The 15,585-nt window shown below is 63.8% G+C and carries 14 protein-coding genes and 1 tRNA gene; 8 read left to right on the top strand and 7 right to left on the bottom strand.

The genetic code is table 11. The features are described 5' to 3' along the window. Positions 1–301: 301 nt before the first annotated feature. On the top strand, positions 302–1,066 hold the full coding sequence (locus VNN77_12675) for a phage Gp37/Gp68 family protein (GenBank protein ID HXG52242.1): 765 nt from the start codon (positions 302–304) through the stop codon (positions 1,064–1,066). A gap of 1,670 nt (positions 1,067–2,736) precedes the next feature. Here the strand turns inward: VNN77_12675 and VNN77_12670 are convergent. From VNN77_12670 to VNN77_12655, 4 genes are all read right to left on the bottom strand, one after another. Continuing rightward, positions 2,737–2,813, bottom strand: a tRNA-Val gene (locus VNN77_12670). Positions 2,814–2,886: 73 nt separating this feature from the next. Continuing rightward, positions 2,887–3,345 carry a RidA family protein gene (locus VNN77_12665; GenBank protein HXG52241.1) on the bottom strand — a complete coding sequence of 153 codons (459 nt, stop codon included), beginning with the start codon at positions 3,343–3,345 and terminating at the stop codon, positions 2,887–2,889. Between the two features lie 474 nt (positions 3,346–3,819). Continuing rightward, positions 3,820–4,698, bottom strand: a complete 879-nt coding sequence (locus VNN77_12660; GenBank protein HXG52240.1) for a methyltransferase domain-containing protein — start codon at positions 4,696–4,698, stop codon at positions 3,820–3,822. Continuing rightward, positions 4,695–5,105, bottom strand: coding sequence for an EVE domain-containing protein (locus tag VNN77_12655; GenBank protein HXG52239.1), 411 nt, complete (start codon positions 5,103–5,105; stop codon positions 4,695–4,697). The genes VNN77_12660 and VNN77_12655 overlap by 4 nt, the downstream gene beginning before the upstream one ends. 103 nt (positions 5,106–5,208) lie before the next feature. Between VNN77_12655 and VNN77_12650 the strand changes: the two genes are divergently transcribed. The 5 genes from VNN77_12650 to VNN77_12630 all read left to right on the top strand — a co-directional run bounded on the left by VNN77_12650 (position 5,209) and on the right by VNN77_12630 (position 11,909). After that, on the top strand, positions 5,209–6,819 hold the full coding sequence (locus tag VNN77_12650) for a DUF885 domain-containing protein (protein ID HXG52238.1): 1,611 nt from the start codon (positions 5,209–5,211) through the stop codon (positions 6,817–6,819). Positions 6,820–6,881: 62 nt separating this feature from the next. After that, a complete protein-coding gene (locus tag VNN77_12645; protein HXG52237.1) occupies positions 6,882–7,748 on the top strand; it encodes a deoxyribonuclease IV in 867 nt (288 codons plus the stop codon). Positions 7,749–7,918: 170 nt separating this feature from the next. Next, entirely contained in the window at positions 7,919–8,311 is a 393-nt protein-coding gene (locus VNN77_12640) for a PepSY domain-containing protein (GenBank protein ID HXG52236.1), read from the top strand. A gap of 470 nt (positions 8,312–8,781) precedes the next feature. Beyond that, entirely contained in the window at positions 8,782–10,521 is a 1,740-nt protein-coding gene (locus VNN77_12635) for an ATP-binding protein (GenBank protein HXG52235.1), read from the top strand. Then, positions 10,521–11,909, top strand: a complete 1,389-nt coding sequence (locus VNN77_12630; protein HXG52234.1) for a sigma-54 dependent transcriptional regulator — start codon at positions 10,521–10,523, stop codon at positions 11,907–11,909. The genes VNN77_12635 and VNN77_12630 overlap by 1 nt, the downstream gene beginning before the upstream one ends. Here the strand turns inward: VNN77_12630 and VNN77_12625 are convergent. The 3 genes from VNN77_12625 to VNN77_12615 are packed head-to-tail and all read right to left on the bottom strand — an operon-like array spanning position 11,890 to position 13,873. After that, the gene (locus tag VNN77_12625) at positions 11,890–12,621 is read right to left on the bottom strand and encodes a VIT1/CCC1 transporter family protein (protein ID HXG52233.1); all 732 of its coding nucleotides are present in this window, start codon (positions 12,619–12,621) and stop codon (positions 11,890–11,892) included. The genes VNN77_12630 and VNN77_12625 overlap by 20 nt on opposite strands. Positions 12,622–12,624: 3 nt before the next feature. Further along, positions 12,625–13,152: a peroxiredoxin gene (locus VNN77_12620; GenBank protein HXG52232.1), complete on the bottom strand. Its 528-nt coding sequence runs from the start codon at positions 13,150–13,152 to the stop codon at positions 12,625–12,627. A 22-nt stretch (positions 13,153–13,174) separates the two neighbouring features. Further along, complete coding sequence (locus tag VNN77_12615; GenBank protein HXG52231.1) at positions 13,175–13,873, bottom strand: TetR/AcrR family transcriptional regulator; 699 nt, start codon at positions 13,871–13,873, stop codon at positions 13,175–13,177. Positions 13,874–14,003: 130 nt separating this feature from the next. On the opposite strand from VNN77_12615, the gene VNN77_12610 reads away from it, so the two are divergent. Beyond that, on the top strand, positions 14,004–14,777 hold the full coding sequence (locus VNN77_12610) for an enoyl-CoA hydratase-related protein (GenBank protein ID HXG52230.1): 774 nt from the start codon (positions 14,004–14,006) through the stop codon (positions 14,775–14,777). Between the two features lie 14 nt (positions 14,778–14,791). Further along, positions 14,792–15,574, top strand: coding sequence for an enoyl-CoA hydratase-related protein (locus VNN77_12605; protein ID HXG52229.1), 783 nt, complete (start codon positions 14,792–14,794; stop codon positions 15,572–15,574). Positions 15,575–15,585 lie beyond the last annotated feature (11 nt).

The following is a 15,585-nucleotide window of genomic DNA, read 5'->3' as shown; positions in this document are numbered from 1 at the left end:
CGCAATACTGCGCGGGTCGCCGTGGCGCGAGCTATGCTCAAAGCGATCTATGCGATGTTAAAGAAAGGAGAAGCCTTTCGGCCCATAGACAAAACGGCTGCCGGCCAGCGCCCAGGGGTCATGGCCGCTACCTGATCGGGTGGAGAGGCTTGAGATTTGATTGCGCGGCTGGCGTCCAATGCAATTGTGTGCCAGAGAGCACGAATAGGTGACTGACAGATAGTCCTGCGAGACTCCAAGGAGAGCCGGAACCGCAACGGAGATCCTTGCCCTTGACATCCTTTTTCATAGGTGACCCCATATCCCCTCCCCTAAATGGACTGAGGCGACGTGGAATCCGGTGAGCGGCTGCTCGAAGGTCAGCGCGGGTTGCAAGCATTGTTACGCCGAACGGCTGGCGCTACGGCTGCAGGCAATGGGCAATACGCGCTACCGGAACGGATTCAAGGTCACGCTGCATCCCGATCTGATTGAGTTACCCAAGCGGCGGCGTGAACCGCGGCTGATCTTCGTCAACTCAATGAGCGATCTGTTTCACGACCGCGTGCCGCTGGAGTTTATCCAGCGCGTATTCGCCACGATGCGCGATTGCCCTCAGCACACGTTTCAGGTTTTGACCAAACGCAGTGCCCGGCTGCGGGAACTTGCGCCGAAACTCGACTGGCCGTTCAACATCTGGATGGGCGTCAGTATCGAGAACGCACGGGCGCTGTATCGAATCAAAGACCTTCGCGCCGTGCCTGCCGCACTGCGGTTCATATCATGCGAACCAATGATTGGACCGCTCGACAACCTGCTATTGGACGGTGTCCACTGGGTGATCGTGGGCGGCGAGTCCGGGCCGGGTGCGCGCCCGATGCGGATCGAATGGATTAGGGCACTTTACCGACAGTGCCGGAAAGCAAAGGTGCCGTTTTTCTTCAAGCAATGGGGCGGTGTGCGGAAAGATTTAACCGGACGCGAGTTGGGCGGTCGCACCTATGACGAAATGCCTAAACCTCTTTTTGCGACTCTGCCGAGGCAAGTGGAACTGGTGCGTGCGCCTTCACTTCGGTCGATTAGATGACGTGGCGTTTGAGCTGTTCGGATCTGACGGCGGACGAGCGGGAGGCGGTGTATGCAGCGGACGCGGCGTTGGCCCGCACCCGCTACGAACCCTGCCGCTTTCGTAGAATGAAACTCTGTTCTGTATAAATGTAGCGATTGGCACTAAAATTGCCTGCTTGACAAGCTAAGCAAATCATGCATATTAGCTCACCATTCCGAGAAAGGAGAAACTATGGAAGGCCGCGATTATTGGCTAAAATGTACAAGTGTCACCAGTGGAATGCTTCCGGGAGAAAAGGCTGTAGAGGCTGCGACTGTTGACGGACGTAAGATCTCGATGTTTGTTCCAGATTCGGCGGACGTTTTCCGACCGGACAGGAACTTGATTAGGGTAATCGTCTTAGATCAAAGCGCCAACGCTTATCTCGTTTATCTGCCTGTTAGCCCCCTAGAGGTTTCGTCGAGATGTATAACTGTCCCTAGGGAGAGTGTTGTGCCGCTTTAATCCCGCGCGATGATTCTCAGTAACCTCGAAATCCAGAAGGCAATAGACCAAGGGCTTTTAGTTATAAAGCCAGAGCCTCAGCCCCGCAAACCTTTAGCCGTTAATCCTGCACCATGCCCATATGACACAACCTCCGTCGATCTCCGGCTCGGGCCCACGCTTTCCATTCCGATCTCAGGGTCTTTCACGTACGATCTAAGAAATCCGGGGCTCGCAAGTTTTCTAAGCCGTAATTGCAACCACGTTCAGATCGATCCGGTTGGTGGCTTTGCTCTCCAGCCCAACGCGTTCGTGTTGGGATCGACCCAGGAGGAGGTGGAATTGCCCTTAACTGGACCAAGGGTACTCGCCGCTCGCATCGAAGGCAAAAGCTCCTTTGCTCGTTGCGGTTTATTGGTTCATTTCACGGCGCCCACCGTCCACGCAGGTTGGAAAGGTCCGCTCACGCTCGAAATAAAAAATCTAGGTTCCAATCCGATAACCCTATACCCTGAAATGCCGATCTGCCAGTTGATCCTTGAGGAAGTCGTCGGAACTCCATTTCCAAATCCCAGCCAGTTTTCTGGACAAAGAACACCAGCCGGCACCCGCGGAATTCCCTAAATTTAGCGAGGGATTTTAAGGGCTCGTGTCAGATAGTGTCCAGATAGAGGAGCAGGCTTTAGATTCCTCAAGAGTGGATTCGGTGATTTGGGGTCACCCATTAGAAGGCTGGTTGTCAAGAGGCGCATCTGCGGAGCTTGGGGTCGACTCTTTACTATTGACATTCTTGTAAGGCACGGCTCGGGCCCGTGGCCAGGCGTTACGGACTTTGTTTGCGGATGGCTGCTGTCACGTGACCTGGCCGGAGTAGGAATTCCGGGAACGCCATACATAATTCTTGACTTCGGAGATTGCGCTGTCACAGCGTCGCCGCATGGTAGGGATTTGCCCGGGCCGTAGCGCCGCTACCTCGTCGCGTCACGCGGCGGGGCAATCGCCGTCAGGCGACTTTTTCTGTCGCGAAGACTATCAGGAATACATGCGTGCGATGTCCGAGTGGTGCTTCCGCTGGAAGGTGGAGGTATGCTTCGGGGAGAGGCAGGCGGGGGGAGGGCCGGCGCAAGCACCGATGCGGGTTTTGCCCGACCGCCGGCGCGCTACATTTTGCAGCAAGCGGTTGAAATAGAGGCCGTTTGGAATGGTGGTGGTCGCAGCAGGACTCGAACCTGCGACCTCTCGCATGTGAGGCGAGCGCTCTAACCAGCTGAGCTATGCGACCACGCGCAGGGTAGTGTCTTCATTAACACCTGCGGCGGCGCGCTTCAAGAGCGAAATCGCAGGGGTTTTCGAAGCTACCGCCGCCGGGGTTGGTTGACGACCGCCACGGCGTGGATTTCGAGTAGCGCTCCGGGAACGCGCAGCGCCCCGGCCACCGCGAACGTGGTGACCGGCCGCCAGCCCTGGAAGGTCTCCTCCTGCAGTCTGTCGAACTCCTCCCGGAGCTCGGGCCTGGCCAGGTAGACGGTCACGCTCACGATGTTGCGGAGCGGACTTCCGGCGCCGGCGGCAAGGAGCCGGACATTTTCCCACGCCTGCTTGAACTGCCCGGCGAAGTCACCGGGCGCCGCGAGCCGCCCCTGCTTGTCGACCGGACCCACGCCGGCCAGCACGATCACCGTGGAGTCCCGTTCCTTGACGATTCGCACTTCCGGCGATTCGCCCGCGGGAACGCTCGGCTGACCGACGGCCGAGGCGACTGGAAACAAGCCGCCGGACAGCGCCGCGGCCAGGACAACCGGCCGATATCGCATCCCTTTCCCTGGAGCGGTTCCGAACCGCCTGCGCGGTCTCCGCACTATCCCCGCTGCCGTTGCTTGATCCGCTGATTCAGCGACTGCAGCACGCCCGCGTCCACCGCCGCGATCACGTCGACGGCCGCGTCGAGCTCTTCTTCCGTCATGCCTGCTTTCCTTGCGTCCGCAAGGCGTCGCTCCACTCACGGATCGCACAGGCGTACCATCGCCACGGCGAGGCCGATCAGCATCTTTTCACGCTCGGTGAGGCAGCTGACCGCATGCGCGTCCCGATAGAACTTGCGAAAGTCGGCTCTGTCCAACGGATGGCTCCTCCCGGTCGGATCCGGTATCCAGTCTCCGGCGCCCACAGGCTTACGAGCGTCTTGCGAGATAGACCTCCATCGAAAGCCGGCCGGGCCCGTTTCCTGCTTCCGGTGTCCGGTTTTTATCGAACCTCGAGCTTTTTGAGCGATTGAACCGCGGTTTCACTCACGCCGGCTTTTGCGCGCATACGAGAGCATAGGAGAAGCTCCCCTTGACGTGCACGTGGTCGCCGTGGCTGTGCCATGTGAAGTAGCTCTCGCGCATTCGCTGCGCCAGAGCCGGCGCCTCCCGTTCCAGCTCCTCCGCGGCCTCCAGCCAGTGGCGCCCCGTGGGGACGCCGTCCATCCCTTCCTGATCGAAGGGATAGCTCACGACCGTGCCTCGAACGATGCGATAGCCGGCCTTGAGCAGCAATCGCTGGATGCCGCTCGCCGTGTGGAAGCGAAAATCGCTCCCGTGCGTCCGACGAAAGACCTGGTTGATCCTCGCCTCGAGCGCGACGTCGACCGCGTCCTTCGCTTCTTTCACGACCGGATCGAGCACCACGAACGTGCCCCCGTTCTTGAGCACGCGCAGCACCTCGCGCGCCACCTGTTCGGGATCCCCGAAATGGTGGAGCGCGAAGGTAACGAAGGCACGATCGAACACGCCCGTCTTGAAAGGCAACCGCCCGGCTTCGCCGGCGACGACATGATAGGCCTCGATCTTCTCTTCGCGACCGGTCTGGAGCATCGCCATCGCCTGATCGACGCCGACGACCGTTCCCGACGTCAGGCGCGCCGCCACCGATCGGGCCGCGCGCCCGGTCCCCGTGGCGAGATCGAGAACCGTCTCCCCGCCCTCCAATGCCAGCATCTCGACGAGCTTCTCCGTGAGCGCGGCGCGAATGCCTCCCGCCGCGGAGCGCCGGTGGTACTCGGCGGCGTGCTCCGGATCGTGAAAATGCGTCTTGTGGCCGGGGCCGTGCGCCGCGTGCCCTTGGTGATCGTGGCGGTGTCCGGTCTCGGCGGTCCGACCGTGCTCGTTGCCGTGTTTGTGTTTCATCGCCTGGCCATCTCTTCGATGATCTTCCACTGTTCGTCGGTCACCGGCATCACCGAAAGACGCGGCAGACGGACCAGATCGAACCTTGCAAGCCTGGGGTGAGCCTTGATCTGTCCCAGCGTAACCGGTTTCGCAAACGCCTTTCCGGCCTCGATCTCGACCACGAGCAGCTTCGGGTCCTTCTTCTCCGGGTCCGGATACGCGCCGCTCGAAGCCCGCGCCGTTCCCACCGCGGCCTTCTCGTCGCCCGTGTGGTAGATGATGATCGGATCGCCCTTCTTGACCTCCTTCAGGTTCTTGAGCGCGAGATTGTTCTTGACACCGTCCCAGACGGTCTTTCCGTCCCTCTGCAACTGCTGAAAGGAGTACGCGCTCGGCTCGGTCTTGAACAGCCAGCGGTTCGCCATGGTCGCCTCCACTGGCGCCTTTTATAGCATCCGGCCGCGAGTTTACAAATCCCCCGCGCCCGGAAAAATTGCGCCGGGGCGATCGAGATGATATGCGAATGACATGTCCGCGTTCACCGATTTCTGCGCCCGCTACTTCCGCCGCTACTTCGACCTCCACCCGACCGAGGCGATCTACTACGGCGTCGATGGCTACGATCACCTCCTGAACGACTACAGCGACGACGCTTACGCCGCGGAGAAAAGCTTCGTTGCGGAATCGCTCGACGCCCTGCGGCGCATCCCCGCGGAGGGGCTCGACCCCGACGAGGCCATCGACCATGCGCTCCTCGAGGGCCGGCTGACGATCGAGAGCTACGAGCGCCGAAAGGAAGACTACCGACTCCGCCAGCCGGACATCTATTCGCCGATCGAAGCGATCTACATCCTGACCGTCCGCCCGACCCGCGATTTTCCCGCAAGCCTCCGGGGCCGGCTCGAGCGGGCGCCCGGGCTGATCCGCCAGGGGATTCACAATCTCAGCCGCCCGGAGGCTAACCCGCCGAAGCTCTGGACCGAGATGGCGATCGAAGGCGCAAGGGGCGCCTTGAGCTTTCTCGACTCCCTGCTCGAACATCCGAAAGTCCGGGCGGAAGTGAAAAACCCCGAGGAGCTTCGCGCGGCCGTCGAGAAAGCGCGCGAAGCGGTCAAGGACTTCGCTTCTTTTCTCGAGGCCGACCTCCTGCCGCGAAGCTCGGGCGCTTACGCCGTCGGGCGGGAGCACTACGAGCTGCTGCTCGCCAAGAAGCACTTCCTCGCCCTGGACTCCGCGGCTCTTCTCGCCCTCGGAGAAGCGCTGCTGATCGAGACCCGGAAGAGCCTGGCGGCGCTCGCCGACGAGCTCGCCCCCGGGAAGAGCATCGCCGACGTGACGCGCATGATCCAGGAGCGCCATCCCGGCCCGGGCGAGCTGCTCGCCGCCTACCAGAAGGCGATGCGCGCCGCGCGAGAGTTCGTGCGGGAAAACGATCTGGTCTCGTTCCCGCCCAGGGAGGAGCTGCGGGTGGTCTACACACCGGAGTTCCGGCGCCACGAGATCCCCTTTGCCGCCTACCTCTCGCCGTCGCCCAGGGATCCGGAGCAGGTCGGCTACTATTACGTGACGCCCGCCGCGGACGAAGAGCTGCTGCGCGAGCACAACTGGGTGGGTCTGGAGAACACCTCGGTTCACGAAAGCTATCCCGGGCATCACCTGCAGTTCTCGATCGCCAACTCGATCCCGACCGCCTCGACGCTGCCACGCTTGACGAACGAGTCCTCGGTTTTTTACGAAGGCTGGGCCTTGTACTGCGAGCAGCTCATGCAGGAGCAAGGATTTCTCGGAACCGAAGAGCACCGCTTTGTCATGCTCAAGGACCGCCTGTGGCGGGCGCTGCGCATCGTCATCGACGTCAAGACGCAGACGGGCGGCATGACCTACGACGAAGCGGCCGAGCTGATGGTCCGGGAGCTCGGCTTTCCGCGGCCCCTGGCCCACGCCGATCTCAACTGGTACAGCCAGTCGCCGGCCGGGCCGATGGGTTACGCGCTCGGCTGGTCGATCATCAACCGGCTGCGCTCGCGGGAGCAGGCGCGCCTGGGCTCGCGCTTCCGGCTGCGGGATTTCCACGACCGGTTGCTGAGCGCCGGGAGCATCTCGCTGCCGCTCGTCGAGCGCCGTCATTTTCAGGAATAGGGCACCGGCCGGTCGCTCCGCTCGAGCGGTTCCGACAACTCGAAGGGAGGCTCGTGAAGACCATCGCGGCAGGGAGACGCGGCCCTTTGCTCGGCGCCCACATGTCGATTGCCGGCGGCGTGAGCAACGCGCTCCTCCGCGGCGCCAAGGTGCGCTGCGACGCGATCCAGATCTTCACGAAATCGTCGCGGCAATGGGCCGCTCCACCCTACAGCCGGGAGGAGATCGAGCTTTTCGCCCGGCACCGCCGGGAGACCGGCATCGCCGCCGTCATCGCCCACGACTCCTATCTTCTGAACCTGGGGTCGCCGGACGCGCGGCTGAGGAAAAAATCCGTGGCGGCTTTCATCGACGAGGTCGAGCGCTGCGAACGGCTGGGGATTTCCAACCTGGTCGCCCACCCCGGCGCGCACATGGGCGCGGGCGAGCGCGAAGGCATCCGGCTGATCGCCCGCTCGCTCGACGAGATCCACGCGGCCTGTCCCGGCTACGCGGTCAAGGTCACGCTCGAGATCACGGCCGGACAGGGTTCGAATCTCGGCTACCGCTTCGAGCAGGTGCGCGACATCATCGACGCGACGCGCGAGGGCGAGCGGCTGCGCGTCTGCTTCGACACCGAGCACGCTTTCGCCGCCGGCTACGACATCCGCACCCGGGACGGTTACGAGCGCACCTTCGCCGAGTTCGACGAGCTGATCGGCCTGGAGCGGCTCGCCGCCTTCCACTTGAACGACTCGAAGCGGGAGCTGAACTCGCGCGTCGACCGCCACGAGCACATCGGCAAGGGGAAGATCGGGCTCGAAGCCTTTCGCCTCCTGGTCAACGACAAGCGCTTCTGGGGACTCCCGATGTGTCTGGAGACCCCCAAGGGTCCGGATCTCAGGGAAGACCGGCGAAATCTCGCCGTGCTGCGCCGACTGCTCGACTGACGGCTGCTTCGCTTTCGACGTTTTCGTCGAGGAATCGACGAACGCGGCGATTTCCGCCGCGACCGCGCGAAAAAAGTATCGCGCCGCCGCGGGGTTGGCCGATCTCCCCCCTGGCATGCCGATTGCCCTCTTCCTGGGGCGAGACCAGACAGGAAAGGGGGAAACGAGCCATGAAAAGATTGCTGGGGGCGATTGCGCTGGCAAGCGGCGTGGCCCTCGCGGCCGGCGTTGCCGGAGCCCAGTGGCGCGGGCCTGGCGGCGGCATGGGTCCGGGCATGATGCGCGGCGCGGGCCGCGGCTGGATGCAGGGCGCTCCGCCCTGCGCGGGCGCGCCCGGCGCGGCGGCCGAGACGATCACCGAGGAGAAGGCCAAGGAGCTGGCGACCGCGTACGCGGACCGGTACCTCAAAGGCTTCACCGTCGAACGCGTGCTTCCCTTTACCGGCCGGTTCCACACGATGTATTCCGTGGAGCTGAAAAACGAGGCCGGCGAGGTACGCACGCTGCACGTCAATCCGTTCGGTAACGTGATGCCCTTCGGGGGACCGTGGCGCCGCGGCTGAAGAACGTTCCGCGAGAAGGCCCCCGGAGCAGCCCGGGGGCCTCTCGGGGCCCTTGCTTTTGATCGGCCCCGCCGTATCAACTGATGGCGAGTTCGCGTAAGTATGCGGGCATGGCATCTCGTGACCGGGAGCCTTCGAGCGCTCCGCTTCGCGGCGGTTCAATCGTTCAAAAGTTCAAGGTTCGGCTGAAAACCGCAAACCAGGAACCGTTATTCTCCAGGGCCCGCTCCGCTTTCGATGGGAGTCTACCTGCCGATGAGCTTCTTAGTATAATGAACCGCCGTGAGCTCGTCGGCACGTGAGGATCGCGGCTGGATCGCTCGGGCCGAGACTTTCTGCCCGCGTTCGAGCAAGAGCCTGGAACCTTCAAGCCGCGCGCAGAACGGTTCATTATTCCTCAGTTCGGTGGTTCACGTCCCGGTCTCGAATCGCGAGCCGGGAACCCGGAGTCCGCGATAATTCGGTCTGGTATGCGGAAAATCATTCTGCCCCGCCACTTCATTTTTTCCGTTCTTCTGCTCCTGGCGCTGGTCTCGGCCTACGTCTACTCCGAAGCGCGACGACTGCAGGACGAGCTGCTGCGGCAGGCGCAAGCCAAGGGGCTCGCTCTGGCCGATGCCGTCGAGACCAACGTCCGCAGCGCGGTGCTGGGGAACCGCCTTCTCGAAGACCTCATCGCCCAGCGCCTGCTCGACAACGCCCGGCTCATCGATCGCCTCCTGGCTTTTCCTCCGGTCGACCAGGCGGCGCTCGAGGACGTGGCGGCGGTGAATCGCCTGCAGAAGATCGAGCTGCTCGATTCGCGCGGCCGACCGCTTCCTCCCGACGAGCTTCCTGGAAGGCGCATGCGCCGGATGATGATGCAGCACAGGCGAGCGCACGCGCCCGGACCTTCTGCCGCAGGACCGCACGGACCGATGATGTTCATGTGGGGCCGCCGCTGGGGCCCCGCTCAGGACAGGAGTCAACCCGTTCCGCAGGTCGCCGAACGGAAATTCTGGGAAGGCAGCGTTTTCGGGGTCGCGATCGGCGCGAGCAGCTTCCCCGGCATCATCGCCGTGCACGCCAACGCCGACTACATCCTCAACTTCCGAAAAGAGATCGAGGTGCAAAAGCAGATCGAAGAGCTGGGACGGCGCTCCGATATCGAGCACATCGCCCTGATCGACCGTGACTTCAAGATCCTCGCGCACACCGATGCGCGCCGGGTCGATCAGCGAAGCGAGGACCCCTTGCTCACCCGAATCCCGCCGGACGGCGGGCCTGCTTACCGGATTGCTGAAGGGAAGGACGGAAGCCGCCACTACGACGTCGTGAAAGCCGTCAGCGTCGGCGGATCGCTGCTGGGCTTCCTGGAGATCGGGCTGTCGCTGCGGCCCGTGGAAACGGCCTGGCGCCAGAGCCTGCGCTCGATGGTCGCTTTCGGCCTCGCCGTGCTCGCCGCAGGTGTCCTGGGAATGGGCGCCATCTTCTACAACCAGCAAACGCACCTGAGGAAGGTTCGCTCGCTTCAGAGCGAGATCGACCGGCGGGAGCGGCTTTCCCAGCTCGGCAACCTCGCCGCAACCGTCGCCCATGAAATTCGCAATCCGCTGAACGCCATCGCCGTCGGCCTGCAGCGGCTCCAAGCGGAGTTCTCGCCGGCGAACGACCGCGACGAGTATGCCCGTTTCCTGGAGATCATCCTGGGAGAGGTTCGCCGGCTCAACGCGACGGTGGAGCAGTTTCTGTCGCTCGCCCGGCCGCTGTCATTGAATCCAGAAAAGATCGCGGTGCCGCCGCTGCTCGCCGAAGTCCGCGAGCTGATGGCCGGGGACGCGAGCGCGGCCGGGGTGCAAATCGAGCTCAAGGTCCCGGCGGGGCTCCCGGCGATCCGGGCCGACCGGAATCATCTCAAGCAGATGCTGCTCAACCTGATCCTGAACGGAATCCAGGCGATGCCCGACGGCGGCCGGCTGACCGTGGAGGCGGCCGCCGACCGGCGATTCCTTCGGCTCGAGGTGGCGGATGAAGGGCCGGGAATCGCGCCGGAGGTCCGGGAGAAGATCTTCGAGCCCTACTACACCACCAAGCCGGGCGGTTCGGGCATCGGTCTCTCGATCGTCCGCCGCATCGCGGAGGCGCATGGAGGCCGGGTCTCCGTGGAGAGCGCCCCCTCGCGCGGCGCTCGGTTTTGTGTTTTTCTGCCTCGGGAAGCGAGCGAAAGCTGATGGCGGAACGTTTTCGTATCCTGGTGGTCGATGACGAAATCGCCCAGCGCGAGCTGGTCTGCGGCTTTCTGCGCAAGCAGGGCTACGAGGTCCTGGAGGCCGCCGGCGGCGAAGAAGCGCTGGCGCTGTTTCGCCGCGAGCCGGTGGAGCTGATCCTGACGGATCAGCGCATGCCGGGACTGTCCGGGCTGGAGCTGCTCAAAGCCGCGCGGGAGATCGATCCGGAAACCCATGTCATCGTCGTCACGGCGTTCGGCAACATCGACATGGCGGTCTCGGCGATGAAGGCGGGAGCGGCGGACTATCTCACCAAGCCCCTCCACCTCGAGGAGCTGCTGCAAAAAATCCGGCTGATCGGGGAGCGGCACCGGCTCTATGCCGAGAACCGGGCGCTGCGCGAGGAACTCCAGGCCCGCCACCGGATCGAGGGGATCATCGGCGAAAGCGGGCAGATGCTCGAGGTCGTCTCCCTCGTGCGCCGCGTTGCGGCGAGCGAGGCGACCGTGCTCATCCGGGGCGAGAGCGGCACCGGAAAGGAGCTGATCGCCAAGGCGATCCACTACGCCAGCCCGCGGGCGTCGCGTCCCCTGGTACGGGTCAACTGCGCGGCGCTGCCGGAAACTCTGCTCGAGTCGGAGCTGTTCGGCCACGAGAAAGGCGCGTTTACCGGAGCGGTCGCTGCACGCAAAGGCCGGTTCGAGCTCGCCGACGGCGGGACCCTTTTTCTCGACGAAATCGGCGACCTGCCGCTGCACCTGCAGGCTAAGCTCCTCCGGGTGCTGCAGGAGCGCGAGTTCGAGCGCGTCGGCTCGAGCCGCCCGATCAAGGTGGACGTGCGAATTCTTTCGGCGACGCACCGCGACCTCGAGTCGCTGATGAAAGCCGGGCGGTTCCGCGACGACCTTTACTACCGCCTCAACGTCGTAACGATCCTGCTGCCGCCGCTACGCGATCGCAAGCAGGATCTTCCGGCTTTGATGGACCATTTCCTCAAGCGCTTTGCGGAAAAAAACCGCAAACCGATTCGCGGCTTCAGCCGCGAGGCCCGCGAGGCGCTGCTCCGCTACGACTATCCCGGGAACGTCCGCGAGCTGGAAAACCTCATCGAGCGCGCGGTGGTTCTCAGCCGCGGCGATGTCATCGGCCGGGCCGATCTGCCGCTGACGATCGAAGCGCAGGAGGAAAAGGAGCCGCTCCCCGCCCGGCTCACTGCTGCCGTCGAGGGGCTGGAGCGCCGGATGATCAAGGAGGCGCTGGCTCGCGCCGGCGGCGTTCAGACCCGCGCCGCGGATCTCCTCGGCATCACGGAGCGGGCCCTTCGTTACAAGCTGAAAAAATACGGCCTGGCGGGAGACGACTCGACGGGCTCTACCCCGCCGGAATCGTGACCTGCGGAAAAAAGTACTGGACGACGATACCGATGAGGTATCCCAGGACCGCCGCCCCGACCGCGATCGTGAAGAACTGCAGCCCGGAGGCGAGCGGCGACTTGGCCGCCAGCCGCCCTTTGAAGAAGCCGACGCCGAAGAGCGTGAACGCTGAGAGCGCGATCGACGCGTAGAGCGCTGCCATTCCGGAAAAGAACAGATACGGGAGGATGGGGATCACGGCGCCGACGGCAAACGACAGTCCCATCACCAGGGCCGCCTGGAAGGGCTGATTGATTTCCGCCGAGCCGAGACCGAAGACCTTTTCCTGGAAAGTCCTCAGAAACACCTGCTCTTCGCGCAGCAGCGCCTTGACGATCCGGTAGCTCTGCTCGCGCGCCAGGCCTTCCTGGCTCAAAGCCTTCATCAGCCCCTCCGCGGCCAGGTACGGCTCCCGCTCGGCCAGCGCTTCCGCGTCCCGCAATTCCTTGTCGAAGATCTCCTTCTGCGCGCCGGAGGAAAGGTAGGATCCGGCGGCCATCGAGATGGCTCCTGAGAACATCGCCGTCAAGCCGGTGATCAACACCACTGCGCCGCTTTCCGTCGCCCCCTGAATTCCCGCCAGCAGCCCTACGGTGCTGATCAACCCGTCCTGGATTCCGAACACGAACTCGCGGATGCGAGCCCGGCTTTCGATCACCTCCTTTTTGCGGGCGATCGCCTCCAGCGCCATTGCTCAATACTTGAGGCCCAGATCGCCCGTGGGCTCGCCCGGTTTCCAGCCGGAAGGGCAGAGCCGTTCGGTGCGCAGCGCTTTCAGCACGCGCAGCGTTTCCTCCACGCTGCGCCCGACGTTGGTGTGGCTGGCGACCGCGTAGGCGATCTCGCCCGCAGGATTGATGATGAAGGTCGCGCGCAGCGCTACGCCTTCCCTTTCGTTCAGCACCCCGTAGCTCGCGCTCACCCGCTTGGCCTCGTCGCTCAGCAACGGATAATCGACGCCGCCCAGCTCTTCGACCCACTGCCGGTGGCTCTCGACGGAATCGACGCTCACCCCGAGGATCTCCGCCCCCTCGGCGCGGAACTCCGCCGCCATGCGGCTGAAACCCGTCACCTCCGTCGGGCAGATGAACGTGAAATCGGCGGGATAAAAAAAGAGCACGAGCCAGCGGCCGCGGTACTGCCTCAGGGAGTAATCGGAGACCTTTCCCCGGAAAACCCCCGGCAGCGTGAAGTCCGGCGCCCGCTCTCCCACGCGTAGCATCGCTCCCTCCCTCGGCCGCGACCTAGGTGAGCGGCCGCCACAGCGAGAAGGCTTCTTTCCCCGCGCCGACCGCCGCCGCCGTGAACCACGGGGCGTCGACCTTGTCGCCGTTCAGGATGCCGAAAAAATAGACGCGGAGCATCTGCTCGATCAACTGGGGAAACGGCAGATCCCGCTTCGGTTGATACCACGTGTAGATCCAGTTCATCATGCCGAAAAGCGCGAACGTGGCCACGCGCAGGTCCAGAGTCTTTTCGCCCTGCCGCTTTTGGAGCTCGGCGATCAGGTCCATCAACACTTTGACGTAGCGCCGCTTGAGCACGAGGACGCGCTCCTGGAACTCACCCGTCAGCGACTCGTCCTCGTGGGCCATGACCTTCATTTCATGCATGTTGTGAAGGAAAAAGCTCAGGTGGTTCTCGGCGAAGATACGGATCCTGGCCCGCACGTCGAGGCTGCTGGCGGCCGCGCTTTCCCAGCGCTGGAGCAGCGTCTCGAAGCAACGTGCCTGGATCAGATAGAGCAGCTCTTCCTTCGTGGTGAAGTAATAGTAGAGTCCCGCGAGGCTCATCCGCGTCGCGCGCGAGATGTCCCGCACGGACGTTCTGTGGAATCCCTTCTCGGCAAAGATTCGCGCCGCGACTTTCAGGATCTGGCGCAGCTTTTCGTCGTGCTGCCGGGTGACACCCTCGAGGCGGCTGGACATGATGATCTTGACCATCTTCGCAGATCGGTCCTGGGGTGTCAATTCTGCGGCGGCCAAAGGTTTCCGCCCGCCCGGCGCGAGCTTCGGCGCCGCGCTTTTCTTGATTCGCCGCGGGGCATGGTGTATGTGTAGAAGGCCGAGCTCCATGGAATTCGAGAACGTCGTCGTCGAAATCGACGGGCCCGTCGCGGTCGTCACCCTCAACCGGCCGCAGCAGCTCAACGCCCTTTCCTACGGGTTGATCCGGGACCTGTGCACGGCGCTGGAAGCACTCGACGCCGATCCCGCCGTCCGCGCCATCGTGATCACCGGAGGAACCAGGGTTTTTGCCGCCGGGGCCGACATCAAGGAGATGGCGGAACGCGGTCCTTTCGACGACCTCATTCGCGAACGGCTGGCGTATCGCGACCGGATCAACCGCATCGGGAAGCCGCTGATCGCGGCGGTCAGCGGCTTTGCGCTCGGCGGCGGCTGCGAGCTGGCGATGAGCTGCGACATCATCGTCGCCTCGGAAACGGCTCGGTTCGGACAGCCGGAAGTGAACCTCGGCATCATTCCCGGCAGCGGCGGTACCCAGCGGCTCGCCCGGGTGGTCGGAAAATTCCGCGCCATGGAAATGGTGCTCACCGGCGAGCCGATCGGAGCCGCCGAGGCCGAGCGCCTGGGCCTGGTGAACCGCGTCGTGCCGGTCGAATTGTTGCTCGAGGTCGCCAAGAACCTCGCGGCAAAGATCGCCGCGAAACCGCCCCTTGCCGTCAAGGCCGCCAAGGAAGCCGTGCTCAAGGCCGCCAACACGGCGCTCGACGAAGGGTTGGAGTTCGAGCGGAAGTCGTTTTATTTGCTGTTCGCCTCGGAAGACCGCACCGAAGGCATGAAGGCGTTTCTCGAGAAGCGCAAGCCGCAATTCAAGGGGAGGTGAGGCGGTTCATCGGTATGGCGGGATACGAGACCATCGTCGTGGAAAAGGCGAACGGCGTAGCCACGATCACCCTCAACCGGCCGCACGCGCTCAACGCCTTCGTGCCGCAGATGAACCAGGAGGTGCTCGCCGCCCTGAAAGACGCCGAGCGGGACGACGAAATCCGCTGCGTGATGATCACCGGCGCCGGTCGCGCGTTCTGCGCCGGGCAGGATCTGAAGGGGCGCACGCCGGAACAAAAAGGATCCCTGGGAGAGTCGCTGCGGGAGAGATACAACCCCATGATCCGCTCGATCCGCCAGATGGAAAAGATCGTGCTGGCCGCGGTCAACGGCGTCGCGGCCGGCGCGGGGTGCAACCTGGCCCTTGCCTGCGACTTGCGGGTCGCGTCGGAAGAGGCGAAGTTCATCCAGTCGTTCATCCGGGTCGGGCTCGCGCCCGACTCGGGGGGAAGCTTCATCCTTCCCCGCCTGGTGGGCCTGAGCAAGGCGATGGAGCTGCTCCTGCTCGGCGAGACCGTGGACGCCCGCGAGGCGCAGCGTATCGGCCTCGTTGCCAAGGTTTTCCCTGCGGCGGAGTTCGCCGCTTCGGCCCGGGCGGTCGCCGAGACGGTGGCGCGCGCGCCTCGGGGCGCCGGCCTGATTAAGCGGGCGCTGAACCATGCCATGCTGCGGGATCTCGAGGCGGACCTGGAGTACGAGGCCTATCTCCAGGAGATCGCCGGCCGTACCGCCGACTATGACGAGGGAGTGCGGGCGTTTCTGGAAAAAAGAGCGCCGGTGTTCAGGGGGAAATAGCTCGGGGCCGA

The sequence above is a fragment of the Candidatus Zixiibacteriota bacterium genome, from assembly GCA_035574315.1.
In the GTDB taxonomy this organism is placed as follows: Bacteria; Desulfobacterota; Binatia; order UBA9968; family UBA9968; genus DATLYW01.
This window is presented reverse-complemented; position numbering and strand designations above follow the sequence as displayed.

Excerpts from the sequence above, each read along its gene's own strand:
- VNN77_12665 (HXG52241.1), bottom strand. The coding sequence starts at position 3,345 with ATGCGATATCGGCCGGTTGTCCTGGCCGCGGCGCTGTCCGGCGGCTTG.
- VNN77_12660 (HXG52240.1), bottom strand. The coding sequence starts at position 4,698 with ATGAAACACAAACACGGCAACGAGCACGGTCGGACCGCCGAGACCGGA.
- VNN77_12655 (HXG52239.1), bottom strand. The coding sequence starts at position 5,105 with ATGGCGAACCGCTGGCTGTTCAAGACCGAGCCGAGCGCGTACTCCTTT.
- VNN77_12650 (HXG52238.1), top strand. The coding sequence starts at position 5,209 with ATGTCCGCGTTCACCGATTTCTGCGCCCGCTACTTCCGCCGCTACTTC.
- VNN77_12640 (HXG52236.1), top strand. The coding sequence starts at position 7,919 with ATGAAAAGATTGCTGGGGGCGATTGCGCTGGCAAGCGGCGTGGCCCTC.
- VNN77_12635 (HXG52235.1), top strand. The coding sequence starts at position 8,782 with ATGCGGAAAATCATTCTGCCCCGCCACTTCATTTTTTCCGTTCTTCTG.
- VNN77_12630 (HXG52234.1), top strand. The coding sequence starts at position 10,521 with ATGGCGGAACGTTTTCGTATCCTGGTGGTCGATGACGAAATCGCCCAG.
- VNN77_12625 (HXG52233.1), bottom strand. The coding sequence starts at position 12,621 with ATGGCGCTGGAGGCGATCGCCCGCAAAAAGGAGGTGATCGAAAGCCGG.
- VNN77_12620 (HXG52232.1), bottom strand. The coding sequence starts at position 13,152 with ATGCTACGCGTGGGAGAGCGGGCGCCGGACTTCACGCTGCCGGGGGTT.
- VNN77_12615 (HXG52231.1), bottom strand. The coding sequence starts at position 13,873 with ATGGTCAAGATCATCATGTCCAGCCGCCTCGAGGGTGTCACCCGGCAG.
- VNN77_12610 (HXG52230.1), top strand. The coding sequence starts at position 14,004 with ATGGAATTCGAGAACGTCGTCGTCGAAATCGACGGGCCCGTCGCGGTC.
- VNN77_12605 (HXG52229.1), top strand. The coding sequence starts at position 14,792 with ATGGCGGGATACGAGACCATCGTCGTGGAAAAGGCGAACGGCGTAGCC.